Origin of the sequence: Saccharomonospora cyanea NA-134 (assembly GCF_000244975.1) — a bacterium.
Classification (GTDB): Bacteria; Actinomycetota; Actinomycetes; order Mycobacteriales; family Pseudonocardiaceae; genus Saccharomonospora; species Saccharomonospora cyanea.
The window spans coordinates 4,001,549-4,026,140 of the sequence record NZ_CM001440.1; the positions used below are offsets into that span (position 1 = coordinate 4,001,549).

General features: G+C 67.9%; 34 protein-coding genes and 1 tRNA gene. 7 read left to right on the top strand and 28 right to left on the bottom strand.

What is annotated here, in order from left to right; all coding sequences use genetic code 11:
- Positions 1 to 151: 151 nt before the first annotated feature.
- Genes SACCYDRAFT_RS18555 through SACCYDRAFT_RS18590 form a run of 10 tightly spaced genes read right to left on the bottom strand, consistent with a single transcriptional unit; the run spans position 152 to position 7,145 of the window.
- The gene (locus SACCYDRAFT_RS18555) at positions 152 to 418 is read right to left on the bottom strand and encodes a hypothetical protein (RefSeq protein ID WP_005458528.1); all 267 of its coding nucleotides are present in this window, start codon (positions 416 to 418) and stop codon (positions 152 to 154) included.
- Complete coding sequence (locus tag SACCYDRAFT_RS18560) at positions 418 to 768, bottom strand: hypothetical protein (protein WP_005458529.1); 351 nt, start codon at positions 766 to 768, stop codon at positions 418 to 420. Before SACCYDRAFT_RS18560 ends, SACCYDRAFT_RS18555 begins: the two co-directional genes overlap by 1 nt.
- 1 nt (position 769) lies before the next feature.
- Entirely contained in the window at positions 770 to 1,183 is a 414-nt protein-coding gene (locus SACCYDRAFT_RS18565; protein WP_005458531.1) for a hypothetical protein, read from the bottom strand.
- Positions 1,180 to 1,539 carry a hypothetical protein gene (locus tag SACCYDRAFT_RS18570; protein WP_005458532.1) on the bottom strand — a complete coding sequence of 120 codons (360 nt, stop codon included), beginning with the start codon at positions 1,537 to 1,539 and terminating at the stop codon, positions 1,180 to 1,182. Before SACCYDRAFT_RS18570 ends, SACCYDRAFT_RS18565 begins: the two co-directional genes overlap by 4 nt.
- Positions 1,536 to 1,889: a phage head-tail connector protein gene (locus SACCYDRAFT_RS18575; RefSeq protein ID WP_005458534.1), complete on the bottom strand. Its 354-nt coding sequence runs from the start codon at positions 1,887 to 1,889 to the stop codon at positions 1,536 to 1,538. The genes SACCYDRAFT_RS18570 and SACCYDRAFT_RS18575 overlap by 4 nt, the downstream gene beginning before the upstream one ends.
- A 1-nt stretch (position 1,890) precedes the next feature.
- Positions 1,891 to 2,115, bottom strand: a complete 225-nt coding sequence (locus SACCYDRAFT_RS26450; protein ID WP_157606529.1) for a hypothetical protein — start codon at positions 2,113 to 2,115, stop codon at positions 1,891 to 1,893.
- Position 2,116: 1 nt separating this feature from the next.
- Positions 2,117 to 2,281 (bottom strand): hypothetical protein, encoded by a 165-nt coding sequence (locus SACCYDRAFT_RS26455; protein ID WP_005458535.1) that lies wholly within the window; start codon positions 2,279 to 2,281, stop codon positions 2,117 to 2,119.
- Between the two features lie 14 nt (positions 2,282 to 2,295).
- Positions 2,296 to 5,286: a phage portal protein gene (locus SACCYDRAFT_RS18580; protein WP_005458536.1), complete on the bottom strand. Its 2,991-nt coding sequence runs from the start codon at positions 5,284 to 5,286 to the stop codon at positions 2,296 to 2,298.
- 55 nt (positions 5,287 to 5,341) lie between these two features.
- A complete protein-coding gene (locus SACCYDRAFT_RS18585; RefSeq protein ID WP_005458537.1) occupies positions 5,342 to 6,907 on the bottom strand; it encodes a terminase large subunit in 1,566 nt (521 codons plus the stop codon).
- Positions 6,810 to 7,145 (bottom strand): terminase small subunit, encoded by a 336-nt coding sequence (locus tag SACCYDRAFT_RS18590; RefSeq protein ID WP_005458539.1) that lies wholly within the window; start codon positions 7,143 to 7,145, stop codon positions 6,810 to 6,812. The genes SACCYDRAFT_RS18585 and SACCYDRAFT_RS18590 overlap by 98 nt, the downstream gene beginning before the upstream one ends.
- Before the next feature lie 379 nt (positions 7,146 to 7,524).
- Here SACCYDRAFT_RS18590 and SACCYDRAFT_RS18595 point away from each other — a divergent pair, with 379 nt between their 5' ends.
- On the top strand, positions 7,525 to 7,989 hold the full coding sequence (locus SACCYDRAFT_RS18595) for a bifunctional DNA primase/polymerase (protein WP_198284939.1): 465 nt from the start codon (positions 7,525 to 7,527) through the stop codon (positions 7,987 to 7,989).
- Positions 7,990 to 8,000: 11 nt separating this feature from the next.
- On the opposite strand, the gene SACCYDRAFT_RS18600 is transcribed toward SACCYDRAFT_RS18595, so the two are convergent.
- The 13 genes from SACCYDRAFT_RS18600 to SACCYDRAFT_RS18660 all read right to left on the bottom strand — a co-directional run bounded on the left by SACCYDRAFT_RS18600 (position 8,001) and on the right by SACCYDRAFT_RS18660 (position 13,892).
- Positions 8,001 to 8,279 carry an HNH endonuclease gene (locus SACCYDRAFT_RS18600; protein ID WP_005458543.1) on the bottom strand — a complete coding sequence of 93 codons (279 nt, stop codon included), beginning with the start codon at positions 8,277 to 8,279 and terminating at the stop codon, positions 8,001 to 8,003.
- A complete protein-coding gene (locus tag SACCYDRAFT_RS25540) occupies positions 8,279 to 9,055 on the bottom strand; it encodes a DUF2637 domain-containing protein (protein WP_005458544.1) in 777 nt (258 codons plus the stop codon). The genes SACCYDRAFT_RS18600 and SACCYDRAFT_RS25540 overlap by 1 nt, the downstream gene beginning before the upstream one ends.
- Positions 9,052 to 9,345 (bottom strand): hypothetical protein, encoded by a 294-nt coding sequence (locus SACCYDRAFT_RS18610; protein ID WP_005458545.1) that lies wholly within the window; start codon positions 9,343 to 9,345, stop codon positions 9,052 to 9,054. The genes SACCYDRAFT_RS25540 and SACCYDRAFT_RS18610 overlap by 4 nt, the downstream gene beginning before the upstream one ends.
- Complete coding sequence (locus tag SACCYDRAFT_RS18615) at positions 9,342 to 9,548, bottom strand: hypothetical protein (protein WP_005458546.1); 207 nt, start codon at positions 9,546 to 9,548, stop codon at positions 9,342 to 9,344. Before SACCYDRAFT_RS18615 ends, SACCYDRAFT_RS18610 begins: the two co-directional genes overlap by 4 nt.
- Entirely contained in the window at positions 9,545 to 10,243 is a 699-nt protein-coding gene (locus tag SACCYDRAFT_RS18620) for an ATP-binding protein (protein WP_005458547.1), read from the bottom strand. The genes SACCYDRAFT_RS18615 and SACCYDRAFT_RS18620 overlap by 4 nt, the downstream gene beginning before the upstream one ends.
- 14 nt (positions 10,244 to 10,257) lie before the next feature.
- Entirely contained in the window at positions 10,258 to 11,154 is an 897-nt protein-coding gene (locus SACCYDRAFT_RS26460) for a helix-turn-helix domain-containing protein (protein ID WP_157606530.1), read from the bottom strand.
- A 160-nt stretch (positions 11,155 to 11,314) separates the two neighbouring features.
- On the bottom strand, positions 11,315 to 11,443 hold the full coding sequence (locus SACCYDRAFT_RS27210; RefSeq protein WP_005458549.1) for a hypothetical protein: 129 nt from the start codon (positions 11,441 to 11,443) through the stop codon (positions 11,315 to 11,317).
- Positions 11,440 to 11,754: a hypothetical protein gene (locus tag SACCYDRAFT_RS18635; RefSeq protein ID WP_005458551.1), complete on the bottom strand. Its 315-nt coding sequence runs from the start codon at positions 11,752 to 11,754 to the stop codon at positions 11,440 to 11,442. Before SACCYDRAFT_RS18635 ends, SACCYDRAFT_RS27210 begins: the two co-directional genes overlap by 4 nt.
- Positions 11,751 to 12,272 carry a hypothetical protein gene (locus SACCYDRAFT_RS18640; RefSeq protein WP_005458552.1) on the bottom strand — a complete coding sequence of 174 codons (522 nt, stop codon included), beginning with the start codon at positions 12,270 to 12,272 and terminating at the stop codon, positions 11,751 to 11,753. The genes SACCYDRAFT_RS18635 and SACCYDRAFT_RS18640 overlap by 4 nt, the downstream gene beginning before the upstream one ends.
- 47 nt (positions 12,273 to 12,319) lie before the next feature.
- Positions 12,320 to 12,832 carry a helix-turn-helix domain-containing protein gene (locus SACCYDRAFT_RS18645; protein ID WP_005458553.1) on the bottom strand — a complete coding sequence of 171 codons (513 nt, stop codon included), beginning with the start codon at positions 12,830 to 12,832 and terminating at the stop codon, positions 12,320 to 12,322.
- A complete protein-coding gene (locus SACCYDRAFT_RS18650) occupies positions 12,825 to 13,184 on the bottom strand; it encodes a hypothetical protein (protein ID WP_005458554.1) in 360 nt (119 codons plus the stop codon). Before SACCYDRAFT_RS18650 ends, SACCYDRAFT_RS18645 begins: the two co-directional genes overlap by 8 nt.
- Positions 13,181 to 13,582, bottom strand: a complete 402-nt coding sequence (locus SACCYDRAFT_RS18655) for a hypothetical protein (protein WP_005458555.1) — start codon at positions 13,580 to 13,582, stop codon at positions 13,181 to 13,183. Before SACCYDRAFT_RS18655 ends, SACCYDRAFT_RS18650 begins: the two co-directional genes overlap by 4 nt.
- Before the next feature lie 103 nt (positions 13,583 to 13,685).
- A complete protein-coding gene (locus tag SACCYDRAFT_RS18660) occupies positions 13,686 to 13,892 on the bottom strand; it encodes a helix-turn-helix domain-containing protein (protein ID WP_005458557.1) in 207 nt (68 codons plus the stop codon).
- 333 nt (positions 13,893 to 14,225) lie between these two features.
- On the opposite strand from SACCYDRAFT_RS18660, the gene SACCYDRAFT_RS26045 reads away from it, so the two are divergent.
- Positions 14,226 to 15,026 carry a helix-turn-helix domain-containing protein gene (locus SACCYDRAFT_RS26045; RefSeq protein WP_083844773.1) on the top strand — a complete coding sequence of 267 codons (801 nt, stop codon included), beginning with the start codon at positions 14,226 to 14,228 and terminating at the stop codon, positions 15,024 to 15,026.
- Positions 15,013 to 16,212, top strand: a complete 1,200-nt coding sequence (locus tag SACCYDRAFT_RS18665; RefSeq protein ID WP_157606531.1) for a tyrosine-type recombinase/integrase — start codon at positions 15,013 to 15,015, stop codon at positions 16,210 to 16,212. Before SACCYDRAFT_RS26045 ends, SACCYDRAFT_RS18665 begins: the two co-directional genes overlap by 14 nt.
- 64 nt (positions 16,213 to 16,276) lie before the next feature.
- Here the strand turns inward: SACCYDRAFT_RS18665 and SACCYDRAFT_RS18670 are convergent, their stop codons facing one another.
- The 3 genes from SACCYDRAFT_RS18670 to SACCYDRAFT_RS18680 form a co-directional block, all read right to left on the bottom strand.
- Positions 16,277 to 17,518 (bottom strand): aldehyde dehydrogenase family protein, encoded by a 1,242-nt coding sequence (locus tag SACCYDRAFT_RS18670; protein ID WP_005458560.1) that lies wholly within the window; start codon positions 17,516 to 17,518, stop codon positions 16,277 to 16,279.
- A gap of 102 nt (positions 17,519 to 17,620) precedes the next feature.
- Positions 17,621 to 18,385 carry a M50 family metallopeptidase gene (locus SACCYDRAFT_RS18675; protein ID WP_005458564.1) on the bottom strand — a complete coding sequence of 255 codons (765 nt, stop codon included), beginning with the start codon at positions 18,383 to 18,385 and terminating at the stop codon, positions 17,621 to 17,623.
- A gap of 70 nt (positions 18,386 to 18,455) precedes the next feature.
- Positions 18,456 to 19,352 carry a DNA-3-methyladenine glycosylase family protein gene (locus SACCYDRAFT_RS18680; RefSeq protein ID WP_005458565.1) on the bottom strand — a complete coding sequence of 299 codons (897 nt, stop codon included), beginning with the start codon at positions 19,350 to 19,352 and terminating at the stop codon, positions 18,456 to 18,458.
- A gap of 659 nt (positions 19,353 to 20,011) precedes the next feature.
- Between SACCYDRAFT_RS18680 and orn the strand changes: the two genes are divergently transcribed.
- The 4 genes from orn (at position 20,012) to SACCYDRAFT_RS18700 (ending at position 22,979) form a co-directional block, all read left to right on the top strand.
- Positions 20,012 to 20,620: an oligoribonuclease gene (gene orn, locus SACCYDRAFT_RS18685; RefSeq protein WP_005458566.1), complete on the top strand. Its 609-nt coding sequence runs from the start codon at positions 20,012 to 20,014 to the stop codon at positions 20,618 to 20,620.
- Between the two features lie 68 nt (positions 20,621 to 20,688).
- Positions 20,689 to 20,761 (top strand) — tRNA-His (locus tag SACCYDRAFT_RS18690).
- Positions 20,762 to 20,965: 204 nt separating this feature from the next.
- A complete protein-coding gene (locus tag SACCYDRAFT_RS18695; RefSeq protein ID WP_005458567.1) occupies positions 20,966 to 21,832 on the top strand; it encodes a 3-hydroxybutyryl-CoA dehydrogenase in 867 nt (288 codons plus the stop codon).
- Between the two features lies 1 nt (position 21,833).
- On the top strand, positions 21,834 to 22,979 hold the full coding sequence (locus SACCYDRAFT_RS18700; RefSeq protein WP_005458578.1) for an acyl-CoA dehydrogenase family protein: 1,146 nt from the start codon (positions 21,834 to 21,836) through the stop codon (positions 22,977 to 22,979).
- A gap of 174 nt (positions 22,980 to 23,153) precedes the next feature.
- Here the strand turns inward: SACCYDRAFT_RS18700 and SACCYDRAFT_RS18705 are convergent, their stop codons facing one another.
- On the bottom strand, positions 23,154 to 23,528 hold the full coding sequence (locus tag SACCYDRAFT_RS18705) for a hypothetical protein (RefSeq protein WP_157606532.1): 375 nt from the start codon (positions 23,526 to 23,528) through the stop codon (positions 23,154 to 23,156).
- A gap of 85 nt (positions 23,529 to 23,613) precedes the next feature.
- Positions 23,614 to 24,552, bottom strand: coding sequence for an NAD(P)-dependent oxidoreductase (locus tag SACCYDRAFT_RS18710; RefSeq protein ID WP_332306954.1), 939 nt, complete (start codon positions 24,550 to 24,552; stop codon positions 23,614 to 23,616).
- Positions 24,553 to 24,592 lie beyond the last annotated feature (40 nt).

Genomic DNA, 24,592 nt, shown 5'->3' on the forward strand with positions numbered 1-24,592 from the left:
TCACCTCCCCTCGGTCACTTGGTAGCGCGGTTGGCTTCGCGGCGTGCTTCGTCGATCAGCTCCAGGCCCGTCCAGATCGCTCGATCCCCTGCGGACAGCCATTCGGACATCGGGATACCGGTGTTGATCGCGAGGGCGATGAGCGAGCGGCTCAGGGAGCCGCGTTCGTAGGGTCCGCCTCGTCGTCCTCGACCTCGATCTCGCACGTGGCCATGAACTCGTCGACGCTGCCTGCCCACTGGCCGGTGCGCTGTACCGCGAAGTGCGCGATCTTGTAGAAGTCGACCATGCTCGGGGCCTGTTCGAGCTTCTTGAGGTTGACGCCCTTGTTGGTGCGCTCCCAGTTGAGCACGTCCCGGGACGTGGCCTCGACCGTGAACGCCTCGACTCCGTCGGGCTTGACCGTGATCGTGAACATCAGAACGACACCACCCCTCGCATCAGGTCCACATCGGAGCCGGTGTCGTAGTCGACGTACACCCGGCCCGCATCAGCGGAGCCGACCGGCTGCCCGAAGGTGCGCGCCGGGAACGGCCCGATCAGCGTCGTGTCACCCGCGGCCACCGACACCGCCAGTTCCTCGACCGCCAGCCCGTCCACCGTCACCGGGGACTGCACCGTGACCGTGTGCGCCGCGGCGCCGTTGTTGGTCACCATCAGCGCCACCCGCCCGGCGTCGATCACGTCACCATCGACCGTCGGCGCGGTCAGCGCAGGCACCAGACCCTCCCGGGCCACCTGCTGCGTGGTCAGATCCACCCGCGCCATCTCAGGCCACCCTCTCGTAGGTCGGCTTCCCGATCACCTGCAACGTAAGCTCGTGCGTCTCCGTCTGTCGGCTCTCTCCGCCCATGCCGGGGTCACGGAGGTAGCACTGGCCGGTGCGGCGCACGTGCTCGCCGGGGATGTCGGGGTGCCAATCGGCGGTGAAGTCCGCCACCAGCCCGTCGTTGGCGGTGAGGAAGTCACTGATGCCGTCCAGCCGCCAGTCCGCGAAGAACGTGATCTCCAGCGAGTAGTCCGGGTCGCCCTCCTCCCGGAACTCACCTGCCGGGCACATCGCGTACTGCTTGTCCCCGAGCTCGGTGTTGTTGACCAGGTTGAACGTCTGCACCTGACACTCGAACTGGGTGCCGTTCAGCGCGAACTGAACAACCTTGACCTTGCGATGGTGCACGCTCACAACGCCACCTCCACTTCAATCTCGTAGCTGGGTAGTTCCTGGGTGCCGGCCCTGAACGGCATAGCGGTCGCACGGGTCACCACCGCCTCGGGCAACTCGTCGAGCGCGTCAGCCACCCGCGTCGCCAACTCGGGCAACCGCTCGACTGCCCGCTCGTCGAGCGCGTGCAGCACCCACACACTGAACGTCGCCGTCGTCCACTGCGGACAACCAGACTCACGTTCCAGTGCCGGCAGGCTCAGCACCGTCGCCGGCGGATCAGCAGCCCCCGCGGGATCGTCGTAGTACCGCACCCCGTCGACGCCCTTGAGCACGGTTTCGAGCCGCCGCCGAGCCTCAGTTGTCGCGTCGTTCATCCGACCACCGGCCTCGCGTGCCGGCCGATGCGCAGCAACCGGTCGATGTCCGGGTCGAACGACGCCACCCGCGCCGAAGCCTGATCTGCCATCGCCACCAGCCCGTCAGGCGAACGCCGGCGGGTGTGCCACCGTCGAGCGAGCATCAGCGTCCCCAGCTTCACGTCCGGGGTGGGTGCGGGCAGCTCCGACACCGGGTCGCCGTCGAAGTTGAACTGGCCGTGACGGACGCGCTCGACGAACACAACCGCGGCGTCGAGCGCGAGCTGCAACTGCTCGTCGTCGCGCGTGTCCGTCGGTTCGAGCCCCATCTCGGCCTTGAGGTCGTCGAGCGTCACCCACCCCGACACGTCACCGTCTCCGCTTCAGCTCGTGCTCGGGCACCCAGTTCTCGCCGACGGGAACCATCCACACCGGACGCCGATGTGTGGCAGGCTGCTCATCAGCGGATTCGAACTTCTCGGCGACCTGCTCTGAGGTTTCGCGCTCCGCGTCGCGTGTTTCTGTTTCACGCGCGCCGGTTTGCGATACCTGCGTGTCCTCGACCGGCCGAGTCGCCTTCTTGCGGGCCGCCACGTCAGACCGTCCCGGAGTTAGCCGCGTTGAGCGCATCGCGAACGGCGGACATGTCGGCAATCGAGCCGCGCGCGATAACCCGACCGACACTCGTGTCGACGACGGTGTAGAAGTCGGCGACCCCGGTGGCCGTCTGCTCGACTTTCACGAGGATGTAGCGATTCATGATCCAGCCGCCGATCAGGCCGTGCGGCCGTCGTCGTAGTTGATGCGGCGCACACCGTCGGTGCGGGTGCACGCCAGCGCCTTGTAGCCCCACACCCCGATGTCCACGTAGGCCACGCGGTATTCGAAGTCCAGCCGCTGCGGAGCACTGGCCCAGCCGTGCACGTCCTCCCGGTTGAACAGGTACGACTTGGAAGGCGTGTTCGGGGTACCGAACACCGTCTGAGGCAACGCCCATGCGGGCGTTCCCGCCAGGCCAGCGATCGCGAGTGAACCGAACAGTGCGCCCGTGGTTCCGTCGGCGTTCTGTGCACCCAGCACTGGGAACAGCGGCCGCCCATCGGCGTCCTTCGCTGCCGCGAGCTTCGTGTAGAGATCCTGCGCGAGCTTGAAGTCCCGGTACCGGAACCCACCCCGCACAAAGTGCAGATCAGCAAGAGCCTTCTTCAACTCGGTCGTGACCACATCGTCAGCGCCGTTGGCGGTCAGCGTGATCTCAGGCACCGTGAGGCCGTCGAGCATGGTCGCGGAGGCCTGCTCCAGCGCCTCGAAGTACTCACGCACGATCTGCCGCCACAGGATCACCGAGAGCTGAGGGTTGCCGCCCTGGTCCCACGCCTCACGGGTGATCTCCACCTTCCCGGACACCGCGGACGGGGTGATCGTCTGCGACGTGGTCGTGAACGACCCGGCGGTGGGTTCGGTGCCTTCGGTGTGGTCGTTGACGAGGTTCGCCGCGGAAGCGAACTTCGGCAGGACGAACGGGGTGTTGTCGTCGAGGGTGCCCTTGTTGATCGAGTCCCACAGAGGTGTGGGGAACTGCAACTGATCGACATACAAATCGGGCCGCTGCCGCACCGGGTTCAGCGTCGACACATCGCCAGTGCTCACGAACTTCGCGATCGGACCGAAACTGTCCTTGATCCACTCGATCACGCGGGCCTCGGCCTCGTGGTCCTTCTTCGACATCGCGATGATGTCGGAGCTGAAGTCGTGCTTGCCGCGGGAACCGTCGAACCGGTACATCGGCTCCTCGTTCACCGCGAACTGCGCCTTCCGCCGGGTGGGGTCCACGACCTCGGGCCCGTCAGTCTTGTTCTGCTGCACCTCGACGAGCTGCTTGATCGCCTCGGTGAACCCGCCAGCAGTGGAAGTGAACGCCTCCACCGCGGACGTGAACGCCTCGGTCGTCTGCTTGTCCGGCCCGGCGGCCGGCGTGCCTTCGGTGCGCTGCGGCGCGTCGGGCGTGTCTGCCATGCTCATTTCCTTCCTGGACGCGGCGACACGCGACACCCGCGCGTCGTCGAACGCTGGAGATGCGGTGATCGCGACACCCACCAGCCGTGCCGTCTTCACGTCACGCACCAGATCGTCGGTGTTGTCGCGGGACAGTTCGTAGCTGTCGTCGTCGAACTCGGCCTCGATGGAGAACCCGTCGAGGACACCGTCCTCGGCGAGGCTGAGCACCTGGTCCCCCTCGGGCCCGCGGGCGATCCTGAACGAACCGTCCAAGCCCTTCGGGGTGGACTGCAACCGCGTGGCCACACCCACCGCCTCACGACGGTCGTGCTCACGGTTGAGCTTCACCCGCGACTCCTGGGTCCACGTCAGCGAGTCCTTCGCGAACCGCCATTTGGCGAACCCGTTGCGGGCGATGGTGTTCCATGGGATCAGCAGCCCGGAGATCGTGCGCTTGTCCCGGTTGACCCGGAACTCGGCGTCGGCTTCGGGGATCTCGAACGCGATCCGCTCGGTGCCGTCGCTGCTGAAATGCGTCCTACGAGACATGCCGGCCTCCTGCTCAGGCTGTCGTGGCTGCGGTCGTGGCTGCGGCCGGACAGGCTCGATCGGCACGGCCGGGAGCCCCTCCATCTCGCGCACCTCGGCCACGGACAGCACCTGCGTGGCCAGACCCGTCTGGTAGGTGCTCCACCGCTCGGTGGGGTTGGCGCGCATGTAGTCGTCGAGATCGAACTCGACCCTGTAGCCGCGCCGGGTGATGTCGTTCATCGACAACCGGTCGGTGATCGCCCGCATGTACGGAGCGAGCACGTCGTTGATCCGGTCCCGGCGGCGATCCACGGCGTTGGCGTAGGTGCGGGACGTGGTCGACACCTGCAAGTCCTCGGCGTCCAGGCCCATCGCGTTGGCGATCTCCACGGTGGCCTGCTGCTGCAACTGCACCAACTGCAACTCCGCCGGGGACGGGGTGTCCACGGTGTTGTACTTCAGTGCCGCGGGAACGTAGGCGGTGGAACGCTCACGGCGCGCCTCCGCCCACGCGGTGAGGATGTCCTGCACCTCCTCGTCGGCGGCCGGGTCGGCGTTGTCGACCGGCGTGAAATAGTCCAGCGGCCGGGGGTCGTTGGCGTACAGGGCGGCGGCTTTCTCCAGCAGGATCGCCCGCCGGATCGCCCGCGCCGCCGCGACGAGGACGCCAGGGTTCGGGCTGTCGAACCGCACCACATCCCGGCCCGGCACGGGTTGGCCGTTCACCCACACCACCCCGCCAGGCAGATGCTGCCCCGAGGGGAGGGTGCGGAGCTGCCGCCACGACCCGGCCGGGGGCTGCATCGACACCGTGCCCACGTCGAGGTGCATCGCGGTACGAGGCCAGCCGTCGGCGTAGCGGTCGGTGATCTGCCACCACGAAATGCCCTCGAAGATCAGATCCTCGACGGTTTGGGCGAGGGTGACCACGTTCGGCACGTCCGGGTCGATCTGCTCCAGCAGCGCGCTCCGGGCCTCGGCGCGGTCGCGGTCGCGGGTCACCAACGGCAACGTCGCGATCGAGCACAGCAGGTTCCGGCCACGCAGCACCGCAGGCACCGACAGCGCCTGGTCGCGGTTCACGGGCGCACTGGAGAGGTGTGTGGTGTGGCCCCGGATGATGCGGTCGATCGGGTCGACGGGCGTGGTGAGGTCGTGCGTGAACGACACCACTGTGTCGTTGTGCTGCGCGGTGGGCGCATCCGCCCACCGCAGCAACGACCGCAACCAGCCCACACCGAAATACTACACCATGTAGTACTACGAGATGTAGCACTGCGGCGTGTAGTAGTCAGGCTGGGCGGGCCACAACCACCCGCGGCTTACCCACCGACGGCGGCAGCGTCCGCGCCAGATGCACCGCACCCGCCGTCGCATACGCCGCATCGACATGGCCAGCACCCTTGCGGGTGAACACCCACGCATCCCCACGACGCAGCTTCTCCGCGCTCGTGACGTGCGTGTTCAACAACGGATCATCGCTGTGCGCAATCTGCTTCGACTGCACCTGCTCGGCCAACCCCATACACACCGCAGGCACCTCGGAACGGATCTCCTCCACCTTCACGCCCGGCGGCGGCCACCCGGCCCGCTTGCGGTCGGCGAGATCAGCGGCCACCGACGCGGCCGGACCGGACGGGAACCACCCGAGCACCTGCGGCCGGATCTTCACCACCAGCCCCGGCAACGACCGCCGCAACTGCTTCGTGCAGTCGGGCCCGGACCAGTCCGCGACGGCCTCCACGCGCACCCGCCCGTCGTCGAGCACCGCAGCCGCGACGAGCGTGGCGTGCTGCCCATCCGGTGCCACGTCCACGCACAGCGCCACCCGCGACCGCACCGCGGCGAGATCCCCCGAATCCTTGCACTCGGCCCACTTCTCGCCGTCGATCGCCGAGTCCATGATCCGCACCCGCATGCACATGTTCTCGGTCTTGAACCCGGCGAGTTTCTCGCCGCCCTTCTCCATCGCCGTCTTCGCGTCACCCAGCAGCGCGTCCGGATCGATACGGCGGCCGAGGTTCGGGTTCGCCTGCGCCAGCGCCTCCAGGTCCAGCGGTGACGACCCGTCCGGCGCGGACCACTCGAACAACCCCAGCCGGTGATCACCCTCGCCGGTGTCGATGTAGTGCAACGCCGAGTCCCGCCAGTCGTTGAGCACCACCGACTTGTCCGACCCCGCGTTCGACAGCGCCCACACCTGCGCGTCCCGCACCGCGTTCGTCGCGGGAACCGCGGCGTCGTGCGCCGAGTAGTCGTGATGCTGCCGCAGCTCATCGAGAATCAGCCGGTCGATCGTCAGCGACCGCCCACCCTCCTCGTTCGACGCCGCGATCTTGTAGCGGCTGCCGCTCTCGGCGTCCACCTCCTCGGCGTCAGCGCGCCACAACACCTTGCCGTCGTTGGCCTTGCGGATGTGCCCCTTGTGCGACAGCTCCCGCCGCAGATCCGGCACCCCCTTCGCCAGCCGGTACGCCTTCATCCATGACTCGGCCGCGTAGTCCAGCTTCGTCGACGTTCCCAGGATCATCGACACCCGCTCGACGAACATCCAGTACAGCGACAACACCACGAGCAGTTCGGTTTTGCCGTTCTGCCTCGACACCAGGATCAGCAGCTTCCGGAACCGTGGCCTGCCGTCGGGCAACAGCTCACCGCCGTGGATCACCGCCCACTCCTGCCACGGGTCCAGCGGATGCCCGAGCACCTGGTCGGCGAAGTCCACCACGTCGAACCCGAACGACGTGTCGGGCGTGAGTTCACGTAGTGGTGGCGTCCACAGTCGCGGCTCCGTTCTTCCGACGATCGCGCCGTTCTCGAAGCTCGTCGAGCGCGCTGCGCTGCCTTGCTCCAGCACCCTGATCCACCCCCTTCACCAGTGCCTTCCGTGCCGCGGGCGTCGCCCCCAGCGACTCCAGCACCTGTAACAGCTTGCCCGCGAGATCCGCGAGCGCCCGCGCGCTGCCTTCGGTGTCGATCGCTTCCGCGAGTCGCCACGCAAGCGCGCACGCGGCCTGATCTTCCTCGTCGAGATCGAGCGCACCCAGTGTTGACCTGAGCGCGTCCATCACGCTCTGTGACTCGATGTCACTCATGACGACCTCCTGAGCCTTCGGGGAGAGGGAGAACATGGGGACGCGGATGTCCGAGGTTGGCATGGCCGGGAAAATCCGGGCCCGGATCACCGCATGTTGCCCGCTGGCTGTTCGACTGCGGGCGGTTCGTGTGCCGTTGAGGGTGTTTCGATGGTCCGTGCAGGCACACGCCAACTGAGACGGCACCCCCATGTCCTTCCATTGTTTTCCCTGGTAGACACATTTTTTCGTCACACATTCTGGTATGATCAGAGACGTGATCGCGACGACGTGTCAACGTCAGGGCTGCGAGACCGAGCTTCCGCGCGCCCGGCGTGGTCGTCCTGCTCGGTACTGCTCGGCTGCTTGCCGCACGGCTGCCTACCGGGCCCGTCCGCGTGTGCCGCGTGAACTGACGCAGCGCGCACGGTGGGTGCGACGCGCGGCCGACAAGCGCCCAGTGCAGACCAACGGGCGCAACGCTTCGTCGACGCAGCCGCGCACGTGGACCACGTACGACCAGGCGGCCGACAGTAGTGAGGGTGTCGGCCTCGGATTCGTACTCAACGGCGACGGGACCGTGTGCCTCGACCTCGACGGCTGCCTCGCCGACGGCCGCGTGACCGAGTGGGCGCGACGCATCCTCGACCGCTGCCCGTCCACGTTCGTTGAGGTGTCGCCGTCCGGTACCGGACTGCACGTGTGGGGTTACGGCAGTGTGCCGCGTGGCCGGGTGATCCGGGAGCAGGACGGTACCGCGGTCGAGGTGTACGGCAGCGGCCGCTACATCGCTGTGACCGGCCGCCGTTGGCGTGGCGCACCGACCCGCCTCGCCGACTTGTCGGCCGTGATCGAATACCTGTAGGACGGCCACGGTCACCACTTCGTCACGGGCTCGGCGGGCGGATCGGGTTGGGTAGTCGGGTCGCCCACGTCGAGGTTGCACTTCCGGTGCGCGGCCACCAGGTGCGCGGGGTTGTCACCGTAGCGTTTGCCGAGGGTGTGGTGAACGGTGGCGCTGCCCGGGTGCGGTGGCCGGAGCTGCGGGTCGATGGCCCTGTGGCAGAGCTGGCACACCCATCCGTCGCGGGCGAGCACGAGGGCGCGGGTCTTACGCCACGCCCTCGTGCTGCCCTTGGCCCACGACTTCGACATCAGCTTGCCTCGACCACCGGCTTGATCTCACGGGACAGCGCCAGCAGCGCGAACCCGCACACGATCATCAACCCGTCGACCACCAGCGGGCCGACATGCGCGCCCGCGGTGCCGTAGCCCCAGTGAACGAGCACGTCCCGGATATGGCCGTAGGAGATCACCGCCGCGCCGGCAGCCACCGCGACCACGCCGCCGAACTTCGCTGCCGCCCACTGCCACCCGGCAGGCCACGCCACCCGCGACAGCACCTCAACCGACAGCAGCAGCGCCACCGGCCACACCGCCGCGCCGAGCTGCGGAGCCAGACCGGGCCGCCACGCTTCCGCCGCGCCTTCCGGCGGAATCCAGGCGTGCAGCACGTTCGCCGCCACCGAGATCACGGTGCCGAACCCGAACCCCAGCCACGCCACCAGCCGCGCACCCGGATGACCCGCAGGGCCCGACTGGCGCGGGTGCCCCTTCTCGGGCTCGTCATCAGGGGTACTCACTTCGTGGGTACCCTCCGCGCTGACCTGCTGGTTTCCGTCTGCTTCCGGGGCGGCAGCCGATTCGACCTCGACGGCAGCCGTCAAGGCTTCCGGCTCGACCACCGGCAGCCGGTCCATCTCCGCCGCAGCGTGTTCGGCCCGCACCGCGGCCAACACGTCACGGCCCCAACGGTCCGACCGCTCGAACCGTTCGCCGACCTCCCTGCCGGACAACTCGCGCCCGGCAGCCAACAGATCCGCCACCCACACCCGGGCTTCCGCCTGCACGTCCCTCGTTGCCGCCGTCACCGTGCCACCTTCTGCACGTGGCGGACGAGGGCGTCGAGTGCGGCCCTGCGGGTGCGGTAGGCGGGCCCGGAGTCCCACATCGCGGCGGCCACCGTGGCGGCGTCGCCGATGATGCTGGCGCAGGCGAACCAGCGACGCCCCAGCCGTCCGGGTTCGCGGCTGTCGCCGACGTAGCCGATCGGGAGCCCGTCGACGACCACGGAGTAGGAGACGCTGCCGGTGGCGTCGAGCGCGTCACCGTGGATGAGCGTGACCGGCAGGCCGCGCCTTGTGGTCCAGGGACGGTTCACCGGTCCACCCCCTGTGCGTGGCGGGCAGCTTCACGGGTGGCCTGCTCGTCGACGAGCTGCTTCACGGCCCGGTACACACCCAAGGCGTGCTCGGGGCAGATCCCCACGGGCAGGCCGACCTGTCCGGGCTTGCCGCAGGGGTCGCCCTGCTTGGTCGGCATGGTGCAGCCGGTGATCTCGGCGTCGGACTGGTTGACCTTCACGCTGCCCTCCTACGGTCCTGGCCGTCGAGCACGACGACGGTGCACATCTCGGTAAGGCGGGATGCGACGCGCTGTCCGACGACGGTGCCGAGTTCGCGGGGTGGGGTATTGCTGGTGAACACGGTCGGCAGCTCGTGGTTGTACCTGAAGTTGACCAGCCGGTAGTTGATCTCTTCGGTCCATTCGCTGGATTTGGCCGCGCCGATGTCGTCAACGAGCAGCAGCTGCGCGTGGGCGTAGCGTTCGAACTCAGCTTCGGTGTCGACTCCAGCACGCGGCCGGAGCGCGGCATAGAGGTCAGCGGCGACGACGACCACGGCGTTGCGGATGTGCCGGCCGACGAGGTGTCGCATCGCGCCGAACGCTTCGTAGCTCTTGCCGACGCCGACGGGCCCGAGGATGAGCAGGCTTTCACCGCGCCCTTCATGGGCGGTGTCGCACCAGGACGCGATTCGCGGGTCTGTGACGCGCGCTGAGCGGTAGCGGGGTGGGATCTGGGCGTCCAGACGCTCAAGCAGCCGGGAACGCCTCTCGGCGCGAATCTCGGCCTGAACGCGGGCTTCCTCGTCGGCTCGCTCGCGAGCGCGACGCTCGGTCTTCCACTCGTCGAACGGGACCGGGCTTCCCTCGGTGCGCCAGGCGGCGCGCAGGTCGTCCTCGACGTTGGCAAGCAAGGTGGACAGTCGGTCGGGCATGTCTGGGTCCTCCTTCACAGCAGAGGCTCGTAGTAGGCGGAGATGTCCGCGGGGTTCTGGTAGGGCTGGTGCTGGCCGACGGCGTGGCGGGCGGGAGTGACGGCGGATTCCCACCCGTCGTCGCGCAGCCAGCGCTCCATGTGCTTGCGGAACCGGAGTTCGGGCGTGGAGGCGACGTAGGGCGGGATGGCCGCGGTGATCGTGGCGGCATCGGCGCGCTTGATCGCTTTCTTCCACTCGGCGAACGCGGCCTTCTTGGTGCCACGCCTGCCGTACGCCTTCCACGCGTCCTCGAACGCCTCGGTGTAGCCGCGTTTCGGTTGCGGCTTCGAGGTGGGTTCGGGTGCTGGGAATGGGACGACGTTCGCGCGCTCCGATCCCTCGGGATCGGGTGGCAGTTCTACTGGCAGTTCATATGGCAGTTCTATGGCAGTTGTAGCCGGGGTGACCTGCGGTTGTAACGATGTCGAGGGCGTGACGTACGCCGTCCGGCGGCGTGACGTACGCCGTCCGGCGGCGTTACGTACGCCGTCCGACGGCGTTACGGTCTCGTTCGTCACGCTGTCCGATGGCGTTACGTCACGCCCTGAGACGGCGTGACGGTCACCGTCCTGCTGTTGCTGCTTCTGCCGCTGCCGATGACGGCGAGCACGCTCGGCGGCCAACGCTCGCGCGCGCTGCCGCCGTTCCTCGCGCTCGCGAGCTACAGCACCGTCCGATGTCGCGTCGAAGTTGAACCGCCACACGACCGTGCCGCCGTTGAGTTCTCCAGCCCGCTGGATCAACCCGGCGTCCTCGAGTCGCAATAGGGCAGCGTCCACGGTCTTCTCCGCGAGGTAAGACTCGGCCGCGAGCGTGGGCACTCCTGGCCTGGCCGTGCCGTCCTTGCCGCAGAACGTCGCCAGCACCAACAGGACATGGTGTGCAGTGCTGTCCGGCTTGCCATCGGCGCGGCGTACAGGTGGCACCTGCTTCGCCCAACGGATGGCACGAAATCCGGCGGACACCGCCACCTCCCCTCAGTGGTAGGGACGGCCGGCCCCAGTCGGTGCGGGGCCGACCGCCACGGTGCTACTGGTTGCGGCTGTCCTCGGCGTCATGCCCGGGACGGCCCTGGAGGAAGGCGACGGTGAAGCCCCCGGCGGTGAAGCCGAACAGGGCCGCGGCTGAGAGCCAGATCGCCGTGATCGCGGTGCTCACGCGGACACCTCCGCTCTCAGCGCGACGGCACGCGACAACGCGGCCGCCAACTCCGTCGACGCCTCGGCAGACAGTTCGAGGTCGTCGCCGATGGGCATTCCCTCGGTCGATCCCACCTCGATCTGGACTGGGGCCGTACCGTCGAGGTCGACGTACCGGACGAGCCGGACCACCACGGGCCGCGGCTTCACCGATTCGACCGTGGCCACGCGTACAACGCACACGTGGCCCGGCGAGCGCCGGTCGGCGAGATCAGCAGCCAGGTCGTCCGCGAAGCGGCACCCCGGCAGGCAGACGGCGGCTGTGGTCACGACGCACCTCCCGCAGCTTTCCGGCCCTTCGCGTCCCGAGCGATGATCCGCTCCAGGGCAACGGGGATCGCGTCCCTTACTGCCTGGGCGAACTGCTCATCATCGAGCTTCGCGGCGATCTCGTCGGCGTCGTCGACCTGGTCGTCAGCGGACTGCGCGAGCCACTCGTGCGGGGCCGGCACACATCCGGCCCAGTTGAAGAAGTGCCCCAGCACGACATCGTCGAAGGTCGGCTTCTCTGTCGACAGCAGCCGGATCTCCTCTTCGATCCGCTCGAGGTAGGCCGTCGCCATGGTGATTGACAGGTCGTCGGCGGGGCGGCCGAGGTGTTCCAACGCGATCCGAGCGGCCCCGGTGTTGGACACTGTGCCCGCGGTGGGCATCGGCTCAGTGATGGGCCGGTCGCTGACGTTGTGCGTCTCGATGGCCTTGCAGTAGGCGTCGAACAGCGGGATCGTCCGCCGGTAGTAGCGGCGGATCGAGGCGAGGGAACGATCGTCGGGCAGCGTGCCGGGCATCGGCGCTCCTTCGAAGTCCGAGGGTTGGGTGAAGTCGTCGAGGTGCGTCACGCGGCACCCCCGAGCTGGTCGGCGAACCACGCCTTACCGGCGTCGGTGGCCTCCCACACGACCCACTCGGTACCCCGGTGGGTGCGGGTGCGTCCGGAGTCGACGACGTATCCGCCCGTCACGAGCTCGGTGCGACGCGGCCGCACGGAGTTCTCCAGCAACCCGAGCTGTTCGGCGAGTTCCAGGTCGGTCAGCCCGCCGTGGCGCACGACCGCGGCGAGTACGCGGGCCCGCTGTGTCCCGGTCTTCGGCGCGATGTTGCGTGCCGCCCGCGCCGAGGTGGCTCGAGGATTGGCCGTCGTCTTGCCCTCGGTGGTCGCGCGTACCTCGGTGTCGCGCGCCTGTGCCTGCCGAGCGAGGTAGGCGTCGACCTCGGCGACGGCTTGGTTGAGCGCTTCGAGTGCCGCGAGGCGGCCCTGCCGCGCCTGCTCTGCGAAGTGCTTGACGCGGGCGAGGTTTCCGGTCGGCTGCTCGGCCGGGGTCGAGAACAGGTCGAAGAGGTCAGCCACGACCCACCCCCGCGAACACCTCGGTACCCTCGGCCACGCGCACGGCCTGGTCGAGGAGGTCGCGCGCTGCGCGAGCACCTTCCACGCTGAGGGCTGCGCATTCGCTCCAGCCGTTGGGCGAGATGACCACCGCTGCGTCCTCGCCGGGGTAGCGTTCGACTTCGATCCGCAGCGGCGTGAGCGGGTCCGCGCCGGGATCGACGAGGTCGTTTGCCAAGACCGGGACGGTGCCGATCACGGTGATGTCCGGTTCGTTGCCGTCAGTCTGGAGGCTGGACAGCGTGGCCGTCATCTGCTCCAGCAGACGCAACATCGACTGCGTCGTGTGGGTGGTCTCGCTGATCTGGCTCATCGGGCGTCACCGCCCTCGGCGGCCTCGATCAGGGCTGCCCGGCGTGCGCGGGTGGCGTCACGGTTCTCGGCGGCCAGGGCGAGCGCGTCACGCTCGGCCGTGGCGAACTGCTCGCCGCTGGCGAGCTGGCGCTTCAGTCCCACGAGCGCGGAGACACTGCCGAGCCGCTCGGCCGCAGCCGTGGGGTCGCCGTCGACCTCACGCTGGAACCGGTCAGCCTCACCCCTCAGCATTTGCGCCGCGCGTCCGCCGAGAAGCGCGACCGCGTGCTCCAGCGCCAGGTACTCGTCGCGGTGCTGGTCAGCCATCCGGCGGTACCGCCACGCCGTGGCCAGCGCCACGATCAGGGCAACCAGCAGGCTGGCCGCCCCGGTGGCCGTTACCATGGAAACGGACATCGTTACTCCTTAGTAATGGTGTTCTCGTCGACGGACCGCCCGACCTGCGCCGGCAAGCTTGGGATCGGGTGGTTCGTCACTTCTTCCTTCAAGGTGTGGAACATCAGGCTGTCCTCCTGCGCTTAGGCGACTCCCCCTTGATCCACGCGATCAAGTCCGACTCGAAGATTCGCCACGACCCACCAGCAACACGCTGGTGTCCCACCAGGTCGCCTCGCCGGAGCGCCCGCAGCAGGGTCTTGACGTGGCAACCGGCGTACTCGGCTGCCTCCTTCGGGCGAAGGACCGCTTCTACGGTCGTCTTCCTCATCACACCTCCTTGCTGTCCACTCAAGTCCCCCGACTGCGACGGACGTTACCACAAGAGTCCCACCGCATCGGGCGACGCCGCGCCCGACGCGATCACATCTATGAAGATCGAAACGGCCACCCTCAGAGATCGCTAGCTCCGCAGAACAACGCAGGATAACGCAGGACAACGCATGTTTTTGCAGGATCAGAGGACACGAAAGGGCACAGGTAGACACCAGCTCAACGCGAGCTAACACGAGCTAACGGACACTAACGAAAGTGACCACTAGTGACCACTAGTGTTGCCGCAGGCTCCTAGACACTCCCTGCCACTACCTGGCATTCTGTCGCTGTGACCCCATCTGACGATCCCAACCCGAAGACCTCCGACACCTCGCGCGGCGACGAGAGCAATGAACAGGGGTTGCCATTCGAACATGCGTTCGCCAAAGCAGTTGAACGCGAACGGTTGACGCGCGGATGGACAGCAGAGGAAGCTGCGCGTCGAGCCGGCGTATCCGCGAAGACATGGCAACGGATAGAGGATGGCAAGCCTGCGAGGCCGAGCACATATTTCAAGATCGATGAAGCCTTCGAGTACCGACCCGGTGCAGCACTCGATCATTTCTCGAGACACGGCCATCTGCACGACTTGTACAGCGATACGCGCCCGCAACCAGAAGCAAAGTTGGCGGATACGGTCTTCGCGGACGACTCTCCGTTCAGCGGAAATGTGGACCAGTTTCCTGAGCACTTCGTACGTAACCTCAGGGACTACATGGACCGCCTCCCGGTCGACACTGTACAAGCGGTAGTCGAACTCGCACTGATGGAAGCAGCTATCAGGAAAGAAGCCGAGGTACTTGCCGACCTAGGTAACGCCGACACAAGGGTCAAGGAAGCAGAGAGGCGACTCGCCGCCCTACTAGAGACGGAAGATTGTTCAATTGACGATGCAAGAAAATCAGCACAGGAGCTGTTCCGCCTGCGGCAGAGCCAAGATACAGCTCTCACGGAACTCAAATCGCTGATTCAGGTTGTGACGCGTGGGGCCAGGCGCATCCTCCCGTTGCTTTCACCAAAGCTCGATCTGAGCTACTTTCTCCGCTCAACCAACCGTGGCAACGAAGGTGACGATGATGGCGAGCGTTGAGAAACTGCCGTCGGGCCGATGGCGGGGCCGCTACGTCGATGCCGACGGCAAGAAGCGGTGGCTGCGTGGTTCGTTCCCGCGCAAGTCGGACGCGCTCGACGCCGCGGTCGAAGCGCAAGCGAAGGCCAAGCGGCGTGCCGCTGCCACCACGGGCGAGCTGTCCGCGCGCACGAGCTGGCGCGACTGGTGGCGCATCCTCGCCGACGAGAAGACCCACATCTCAGACCACGGGGTGAAGGAGCGGCAGAACGTCGACAAGCACGTCCTCCCACGGTGGGGTGATGTTCCACTCGCCGGGATCAAGCGCGGGGACGTGCAGGCGTGGGTCGATGAGCTCTGCCGCAAAGGCTACTCGGCGAACTACGTCCGCAACATCTACGGGCCGCTGCAACGCAGCATCAACACGGCCGTCACGCGCGGCGTCCTGGAAGCGTCGCCGCTGGTGGGCATCAAGCTGCCCCGGCGCCCGAAGCAGGCCAAGACCTACGTGGAGGCAGGCGAGCCGGGGAAGCTGCGCGACCACCTCAATCCAGTGTTCGTCGACGCCTGCGAGTACATGCTGGAGGTCGGGTGCCGCCCGAACGAGATGGCCGGCCTTCACGCCGATCAAGTGGACCTCGAGAACGGCTGGGTCATGATCCGCGACGTGTTCGTGCAGAAGCTCCGGGTGATCCGCGCGCACCCGAAGGACGGCGACGCGCGGCGGGTGCCGCTGTCGAGCCGCGCGATCGAGATCATCCGGAAGCACCTCGACGGCCGCGACTTGACGGCGGGTTGCGGTGTCCCGCACCTCGACGGATCGATGTGCCGATCGGTGCTGGTGTTCCGCAACGTGCGCGGCGGCGTGCTGCATCCCGATCTGCTGTCTCGGCGGATGCGGGAGGCAGCACTGGCCGCGGGGCTGCCCGCGAAGTCGGCGTACGCCCTCCGCCGGGGCTTCGCCACCCGCGTGATCGAGGGCGGCGCCGACGTGTTCGCGGTGCAGCGTGTGATGGGTCACGCCGATTTGTCGGAGCTAGCCGGGTACGTCCAGGAGACACGGCAGGCTCGGGCCCGGATGCTCGCGGCGTTGGGCGAGGTCGCGCCGTTGGCGGCCGTGGACCCGCGTGGACCCGGGCGTGGACCCGACTTCGACAACCAGGCACTCCCAGACGTTCCGGCCGGGGGTGACGCGGACACTGCTTGACCTGCTACAACTGTCCTAGAAACTCCCCTCGGTTCCCTCCGGCCCCGAAAGGCGTTTCCGCAGGTCACCGTTCGGCAGGGAGCACCGCGTACTGGCGCACGTACAGGTCGGTGTAGGTGACCGGGCCGCGGGGTCCGGGCACCTTGTCGAGGTTGATGCCCGTCTCCGGCACACCGAGCAGCTTGAACCCGTCCAGCAGGCGCGTGGGCGCGTTCCAGAACACCCCGGTGCCCTGGTAGCCGTCGAAGAACGCCTCGGCCACGGTGGCGTCCTCGGTGGCGATGCCCGCCGCCAAGCCGGACGTCTCCTCGTTGGCGATGCGGACCGCCTCGGCGACTCCACCGACCCGTGCCACCGTCACCGTGGCCTCCCGGTCCGAGTCGAGAGCCCACTCGTAGCCGATGGGATGCTCGTACGGCGGCAGCGACGGCGAGACGCCGCGCTCGGCGAGCGCCGCGGACACCACCGGCCAGATCTCGTCGTGTACCGCGTCGTGGATCAGCAACAGGTTCAGCCGGTTGCACACGCCCAGCCGGTCAAGGCTGTTCACGACCAACGAGCGCACCGTGTCGACGTCCGCGTGCTCGTCGACGTACAGCACTCCCCCGCCGTCGGCGTGGGCGAGAGTCCGCACACCGTGCTGCGCGGCGGTCAGGGCCAGCGACCGGGTGCTCTCCCCGCTGCCCCGGAGGATCACGAGCGGCACGAGGTCGGGCAGCCGCACCAGCTCGGCCGCGGCTTCCCGCTCCGCCCGAGGCACGAGCTGAACGACGTGCTCGTCGATGTCGGCCTCGGCGAGCGCCGGACGGATCACCACGTCGAGCAGGCGAGTGGCCGAGCCGAGAGCCGCCGATCCCGTGCGCAGCACTCCCGCGTTACGCGACTTCACCAGCTGGGACGCGACGTCCACGGTCACGTTGGGCCTGGCCTCGTAGTTGGCCCCGATCACGCCGACCGGACGACGCCGCTCCACGAGCCGCAACCCGCCGTCGAGCGTGGACACGGGCACGGTGCGTTCCGGGTGCGGCGCTTCCGCCAGCAGGCGGAGCTGGTCGGCCATCCCCGTCAAGCGGCTCTCGGTGATGGTCAACCGGTCGAGCAGGCCCGCGCTCATCCCGGCCGACTTCGCTGCCACGACATCCTGTTGATTGGCTTCCAGGACCTCGTCCCGGTGTGTGAGCAGCCGTTCGGCCATGTTCCTCAGCGCGGCGTCGACGGCCTCGTCCGTGGCACCGGCCAATGACGGAGCCGCTCCCTTCGCCGCCCGAGCGCACTCCTCGACCGCCTTCGCCACCTCGTCCGTCACCGCACCGTCCTCCCGACGACCGCACACCGTTCCCGGGTGCTCGCATCGATTTTCCTACCTGTTGCAAGTGTGCCCCACCGCCGGAACGGCAGCGGTGCCCGGTCAGGTCTCGGCGACGGCGAAGATGTCCGGCGCCACAGCGGGATCGATCAGCAACATGCCACCCACGATCACGCACGTAGCCGCGAGAACACCGAGCACAAGCAGCCAGAGAAGTGCGGGCAAAGCCGTCAACCGCGCCAACTGGTCGAGGTCCGAATCCCTGGCCGCCCCCCTGCGACGTTTCGTCTGAAGCTCGAACATCGGCCGGATCGCCCCGAAGAGCAGGAACCAGGTGATCAGGTAGACGAAGGCCGCCTGTACTCCGGGCCCGGCGAACAGCGCGATTCCGCCCAGCACCAGCGCGGAAAGCACCACCGAGAAGATCCCGTAGGCGTTGCGCACCATTACCAGCACACCCAACAACAACACCGCGGCGATACCCAGCACCACGCTGAGCTTCTCGGCCGAGACCAGCCACGCGAACACGAGACCGAGCACGGCGGGCGCCGGGTATCCCCCCAATGCCGTCAGCACCATCCCGGGCCCGGTGGGCTTGCCCTTCGACACCGTGACACCAGAGGTATCCGAATGCAGGGTGATGCCCTGCAGACGGCGCCCCGCGAGCAACGCCAACAACGCGTGCCCCGCTTCGTGCACGATGGTCACCACGTTGCGAGCGAACCGCCACGGCCTGTCCACGACGACGACGGCCAACGCCAGCACTCCCGTGACGACGGCGATCGTGCTCGCCGCGTCGACATCGAGACCGAAAGACCGCGACGCGAGATCGATTCCGGCCACCCCATACACGTCCACCCCGTTCACAGCGTCAGCTCATCACAGGTGTCCGACCAGGCCGCCAACCCCACCTCGGTGACGGCTCGGACGCGACGCGCTACTGTTCGTCGATTGACACCTCCCGGAAGAAGAACGACGCCCACCCCCGGTACGGCTGCCACAGACCCGCCACTGCTGCCACGCCTGCGTCGTCGGTGTCGTAGTGCCGCCGCAGCGTCGCTACGAGATGGGACTCGGCGTTCGGGAACAGATCGGGATGTCCTGCGCCACGACCGACCACGAGCTCGGCGGAGAACGGCCCGATGCCGGGCAGTCTCCGCACCGTCTCCAACGCCACGTCGACCGGCAGGTCACGTAGCTGGGCCGCATCGAGTTCACCCGCGAGCGCCGCTTCGGCGATGGCCTCCAGGCGACGCCGCTTCACGCCGGACAGGCCGTACGCGGAGTCGAGCCCACCGAGGTCCTGAGGCGCGGGGAAGCACAGCACCTCGCGACCGCCCACGCGCTGCATCCGGCCCCGGTGCTCGGCGATGCGACGCACCAGAGCATCGGCCTGCGCCACCCGGAACCGGTGACACACCACGGCCCAGCACGCGGCCTCGTAAGGCGAGCCGAACAGCACCGGCCGCAGTCCCGGCCCGGCCCGCACCCGACGAGCGAGCACCGGATCACCGGCTACCACGGCGGGGAACCCACTGCCGTCCACGTCGAGTGAGAGGATGCGACACGCCTGGTGAGCCACGGTCTGCGCATCTTCCACCGCGGCGTCCACCTCGACGCTCACGAGCCCAGGGGCACGCCGACTCACGAGCGCGGTCGCGTAACGCCACGTCCGCTCCACGGAGAACGCGAGCGCGACGGTGGCCGGCGCGGTTCCGCTCGCGATCCCGCAGCGTGCCGGTGTGCGCGTGAGGTACGCGACGTAGTCCGCGAGGTCGACACCCCCGCGCACCTCGACGTCGACGACGACTTTCCCGAAGGCGACCGCTGTCATATGTCTCGCGTCCTTCCGTTTCCTACCAAGGAAAAGCACCGAACACTGTGGACTGACTGGAACCTCCATCCCGGTCGCCACCGACGTTACGACCACTCGGCCCGCTCCGGAAGCAAGTCGGGATTCGAACGGTTCCACTCGCATACGAAGTTGCTCCGCTGGAGTGACGGCGAAAGCACTTGCGCCCGCGGGCACATGGGCCCCAGCGCCAGCTACATCCGGATGCGGTTGTTCGGACAGCAACGACTGCGACCGTCTCTTCCCGCGCGACTCCACGGCGGATCCGCCGGACTCGGTCTCGCGCCTCTGCCGCGCCGCCTTCCCGGCACACGCCAACCGCTTCCACCCACCGGCCACTGTGGACTTCGCAGCGGTCACCGTCAGACGGCTCGGCTGTCAGCGATCACCGACAACCGAGCGACCTCCCGGCCGTTCGGCCCGGGCACTGGCACCCCACACCGGCATCCGGGCCGCACACGACTGCCGTCCCGCCGCGGCCTCGAACCCGGATTCCGTGCGGGGACCGTCACACCCCGTGCCTGGGCGGCATTCGCCGATGTCGCCACGGCACGTCGTGAACAGCCACCGGACGCGGTATGACAGCATGGGAAACGGAGTGTGGCAAGGGACACGAACACTGCACACGTTAGGGTTTGCCGGTGACCGACCGTCTTGTCTGGATCGATTGTGAGATGACGGGCCTCGACCTTGCCAAGGACGCCCTCATCGAGATCGCCGTGCTTGTCACGGACGCTGAACTGAACGTGCTCGGCGAGGGTGTCGACCTCGTCATCCACGCCGACGACGAGGCACTGGCGAACATGCCCGACGTCGTCCGTGACATGCACGCCCGCTCGGGGCTCACCGAGGAGGTCCGGCGCTCGACCATGACGCTCGAGGAAGCCGAGCAGCGGGCACTCGCCTACGTCCGTGAGCACGTTCCCGACCCGCAGACCGCTCCCCTGGCCGGCAACTCGATCGCCACCGACCGCGGGTTCATCGCACGGGACATGCCCGCCCTGGACTCGCACCTGCACTACCGCATGGTGGACGTGTCCTCGGTCAAGGAACTGGTGCGCCGCTGGTACCCGCGCGTCTACTACGCCAAGCCGGAGAAGGGCCTGGCACACCGGGCCCTGGCCGACATCAGGGAGTCGATCGGCGAGCTGAGGTACTACCGGCGGACCGCCTTCGTGCCGCAGCCCGGCCCGAGCAGCGAGGAGGCCCGCGCGGCCGCCGACGAGGTGCTCCGTAACCACGAGGGGTGACCCCGTGCGACGGTCTCACACGGGCACGCTATGATGATCGAGCCGAGGTGCTCCAGGCACCTCACACGGTGGGTGTAGCTCAGCTGGTAGAGCACCTGGTTGTGGTCCAGGGGGCCGCGGGTTCAAGTCCCGTCACTCACCCTTCGCCGAAAGCCCGGACGCGGTGACGCCGCGCTCCGGGTTTTCGCCTTTCCGGGCGAACCCACGTTCACCCTGCCGGGCGGTTTCCGGCCCGGCTGCGCTGCGGCATCTCCCTTGAGAGCAGGATCGCATCAGAGCCCGTGGGAAACAGTAGGACGCCCTACTAAACTCGCCGGTAACGCGAGACCACCAGGAAGGATCGTCATGGGTGACATCACGCGGGTCGGCGTGATCGGTGCAGGCCTGATGGGGTCGGGCATCGCGGAGGTGACCGCGAGAGCCGGTCTCGACGTGGTCGTCGTCGAGGCCGACACCGCCGCGGCCGAGGCAGGCCGGGCACGGATCGAGAAGTCCCTCGGCCGAGGCGTCGACAAGGGCAAGCTCTCCGCCGAGGAGCGTGACGCCGCGCTCGCGCGGCTGACGTTCTCCACGGACCTCGACGCCTGCGCCGACCGGCAACTGGTGATCGAGGCCGTCGCCGAGAACGAGGCCGTGAAGCTCGACGTGTTCGGCAGACTCGACAAGATCGTGGAGCCGGCCACCGTCCTGGCGTCCAACACGTCGTCGCTGCCGATCACGCGACTGGCGATGGCGACAGAGCGGCCGGAGCGTGTCGTGGGCCTGCACTTCTTCAACCCCGTTCCGGTGCAGAAACTCGTCGAGCTGATCCCGAGCCTGCTCACCAGCGACGACACCGCCGCCAACGCCGCCGCGTTCGCCTCCGACGTGCTGGGCAAGACCGTGGTCAGGGCTCCGGACCGCGCCGGCTTCGTGGTCAACGCCCTGCTCATTCCCTACCTGCTGTCGGCCATCCGCATGGTCGAAGCCGGCCACGCGACGCCGGAGGACATCGACAACGGCATGGTGCTCGGATGCGCCCACCCGATGGGTCCGCTGCGCCTCGCCGACCTTGTCGGGCTCGACACCACCAAGGCCGTCGCCGAGTCCATGTACGAGGAGTACAAGGAGCCCCTCTACGCCCCGCCGCCGCTGTTGCAGCGCATGGTCGAGGCCGGGCTCTACGGCAGGAAGTCCGGTCGAGGCTTCTACGACTACACCCGGGGAGAGTGAGATGTACCAGTTGCCGGAGGAGCACGAGGAGCTCCGCGCCGCCGTTCGGGCTCTGGCGGAGAAGGAGATCGCCCCGTACGCGGCCGAGGTCGACGAGCAGGAGCGCTACCCGGTCGAGGCCGCACAGGCACTGACCGCGGCAGGGTTCAACGCCGTGCACATTCCCGAGGCGTACTCGGGCCAGGGCGCGGACGCCGTCGCGGCCTGCATCGTCATCGAAGAGGTGGCGAGGGTCGACGCCTCGGCCTCGCTCATCCCCGCCGTGAACAAGCTCGGCACACAGCCGATCCTGCTCTCGGCGTCGGAGGAGCTGAAGAAGCAGGTGCTGCCGTCCATCGCCACCGGTGAGGCATCGGCGTCGTACGCGCTGTCCGAGCGCGAGGCCGGCTCCGACACCGCGTCGATGCGCACCCGGGCGCAGCTCGACGGCGACCACTGGGTCCTCAACGGCACCAAGTGCTGGATCACCAACGCCGGCGAGTCGAGCTGGTACACCGTGATGGCCGTCACCGACCCGAACGCGGAGAAGAAGGCTCGCGGCATCTCGGCGTTCGTCGTGCACGCCGACGACCCCGGCTTCTCGGTGGGGCCGAAGGAGAAGAAGCTCGGCATCAAGGGGTCGCCCACTCGGGAGATCTACTTCGAGAACTGCACGATTCCGGAGAACCGCATCATCGGTGAGCCGGGCACGGGCCTGAAGACGGCGCTCGCGACGCTCGACCACACGCGTCCCACCATCGGCGCGCAGGCACTGGGCATCGCACAGGGCGCTCTCGACGCCGCCGTGGAGTACGTCAAGGACCGCAAGCAGTTCGGCCAGGCCATCAGCCAGTTCCAGGGCGTGCAGTTCATGCTCGCCGACATGGCGATGAAGATCGAGGCCGCTCGGCACATGGTGTACGCGTCGGCGGCGGCCACCGAACGGGGTGACGCGCGGGCGACCTTCCTCGCCAGCGCCGCCAAGACCTACGCCTCGGACGTGGCCATGGAGGTCACCACCGACGCCGTGCAGTTGTTCGGCGGCGCGGGATACACCCGCGACTTCCCCGTGGAGCGCATGATGCGTGACGCGAAGATCACGCAGATCTACGAGGGAACCAACCAGATCCAGCGCATGGTGATGGCCCGGCAACTGCTGAAGGGCTGAGTCGACCAGGAGCGCTGATCGGCGACCGGCTGGATTCTCGGGAGAGAACCGCCCAACGACGAACCGTCGACGTCCGGCAGACCGTGTGAACATCGTGTCCACGGCCTGCCGGGCGCGCTCGTGGCCGACGGACCGGGCGGGATGGCGCTACGGTTCGTGGTTCTCTGCCCGTGCTCACATCGCCTGCTCGGCCTGGTCGTCGACGACGTCGTTGTCGTCGATCTCGTAGCCGTCATAGCCGCCATAGCCGTCGTAGCCGTCGTAGCCACGGAAACGGTGCGGCAACGCGCTCCTCCGCGCAGCCGTGGCGTCGCCGGTTCTGCGCGCCTCGCCGACGAGTTCCCTGCGAAGCTTGTGGAGCGCGCGGGTGAGCGCGGTGATCGACGCGACGGCGTCGTCGGCGGCACGGCGTGCGCCCGCGTCGGCCTGACCCGCGTGGCGGTTGTCCCATCGGGCGAGGTGCACGGTGAGTTCGTCGAAAAACGCCTGAAGCTGCTTGCCGCGGTCGGTGAGCACGTGGTCTCCCGGTCTCGGTGTGGGTCGGTGCATCACCTCCTTCTATGCGCGGCAGTACCCGCGCGTTTCCGTGTCTTCCGGTTCCGTGTTTCAACGCCTCGGGATCGGTTGGCTCCGCTCACGCGGGGTGTTTGATGCTCTCGAAGACGCGTGCGAAGCCCTCCTTGCCGTGACCGGCGTCGATCTGGGGCTGGATGAGCTTCTGCACCGCGTCGAGGAGCTCGGTGCTGATGCCCTGCGCCGCGCTGGCGGTCAGCAGGTCGTCGAGGCTGGAGAACTCCAGACTCTGCTGACCGGGCACGGTGTAGTCGCCGCCGTCGATCACCTCGGCGAACCCTGCGAAACCCTCCGTCATGGCGCGCAGCCACGCCGCGGACCGCCCGGCGAACTCCCGCGCGGACACTCCCGCGCCCGCGACCATGGCCGCACCGTGCATGAAACCGGCGAACATCACGTACATGCCCGAGAGCAGCGCCAGGTCGTACAACGACGCCATACCGGCGTCCTCACCGCAGTAGACGCTCTCGCCCCACAGGTCCAGCAGCGGACGGTGCCGCTCGAACGCCCCCTCGGATCCACTGTAGAGGACCGAGGAGCCCGGACTGCCGATCATCTCGGGCACCGCCATGATCCCGCCGTCGAGGTAGACCACGCCCCTCTCCGCTGCCCAGGACGCGAACTCGCGGGCCGCCTCCGGCGAGGTGGTGGTCACGTTGACCAACGTACGTCCGGCGAGGCTGTCGGCGATCGGATCGAGCACCTCCCGCACCGACGCCGCGTCGAAGAGGCACGCGACCACGACGTCGCTCGCCGTCACCGCATCGCGCGCGGTCGCCGCGACCACCGCGCCCTCCGCTCCGAGAGCGTCCGCCTTGCGCGGTGATCGGTTCCACACCGTCGTCACGTATCCGGCCTTCACCACAGCCGAGGCGAGTGCGCTTCCCATCGCCCCGAGGCCGAGAACCGCCACCTTCGTGTCACTGTGCTTCGTCACCCGTCGATTCCTTCCTGCTCGTTTGCGCGCACTGATCGTTTCTCGAACTACCGAAATCGACAAGTACTGACTAATTTGTTCAGTACTTACTTTTTTGTCAGTG

Coding starts and splice junctions, on each gene's coding strand:
- SACCYDRAFT_RS18600 (WP_005458543.1), bottom strand. CDS start 8,279: ATGTCGAAGTCGTGGGCCAAGGGCAGCACGAGGGCGTGGCGTAAGACC.
- SACCYDRAFT_RS18705 (WP_157606532.1), bottom strand. CDS start 23,528: ATGCACCGACCCACACCGAGACCGGGAGACCACGTGCTCACCGACCGC.
- SACCYDRAFT_RS18660 (WP_005458557.1), bottom strand. CDS start 13,892: ATGAGGAAGACGACCGTAGAAGCGGTCCTTCGCCCGAAGGAGGCAGCC.
- SACCYDRAFT_RS26455 (WP_005458535.1), bottom strand. CDS start 2,281: ATGAATCGCTACATCCTCGTGAAAGTCGAGCAGACGGCCACCGGGGTC.
- SACCYDRAFT_RS18680 (WP_005458565.1), bottom strand. CDS start 19,352: ATGACAGCGGTCGCCTTCGGGAAAGTCGTCGTCGACGTCGAGGTGCGC.
- SACCYDRAFT_RS18650 (WP_005458554.1), bottom strand. CDS start 13,184: ATGAGCCAGATCAGCGAGACCACCCACACGACGCAGTCGATGTTGCGT.
- SACCYDRAFT_RS18570 (WP_005458532.1), bottom strand. CDS start 1,539: ATGAACGACGCGACAACTGAGGCTCGGCGGCGGCTCGAAACCGTGCTC.
- SACCYDRAFT_RS18620 (WP_005458547.1), bottom strand. CDS start 10,243: ATGCCCGACCGACTGTCCACCTTGCTTGCCAACGTCGAGGACGACCTG.
- SACCYDRAFT_RS18590 (WP_005458539.1), bottom strand. CDS start 7,145: ATGAGTGACATCGAGTCACAGAGCGTGATGGACGCGCTCAGGTCAACA.
- SACCYDRAFT_RS18560 (WP_005458529.1), bottom strand. CDS start 768: ATGGCGCGGGTGGATCTGACCACGCAGCAGGTGGCCCGGGAGGGTCTG.
- SACCYDRAFT_RS18655 (WP_005458555.1), bottom strand. CDS start 13,582: ATGTCCGTTTCCATGGTAACGGCCACCGGGGCGGCCAGCCTGCTGGTT.
- SACCYDRAFT_RS18695 (WP_005458567.1), top strand. CDS start 20,966: ATGGGTGACATCACGCGGGTCGGCGTGATCGGTGCAGGCCTGATGGGG.
- SACCYDRAFT_RS18555 (WP_005458528.1), bottom strand. CDS start 418: ATGTTCACGATCACGGTCAAGCCCGACGGAGTCGAGGCGTTCACGGTC.
- SACCYDRAFT_RS18700 (WP_005458578.1), top strand. CDS start 21,834: ATGTACCAGTTGCCGGAGGAGCACGAGGAGCTCCGCGCCGCCGTTCGG.
- SACCYDRAFT_RS18640 (WP_005458552.1), bottom strand. CDS start 12,272: ATGCCCGGCACGCTGCCCGACGATCGTTCCCTCGCCTCGATCCGCCGC.
- SACCYDRAFT_RS18665 (WP_157606531.1), top strand. CDS start 15,013: ATGGCGAGCGTTGAGAAACTGCCGTCGGGCCGATGGCGGGGCCGCTAC.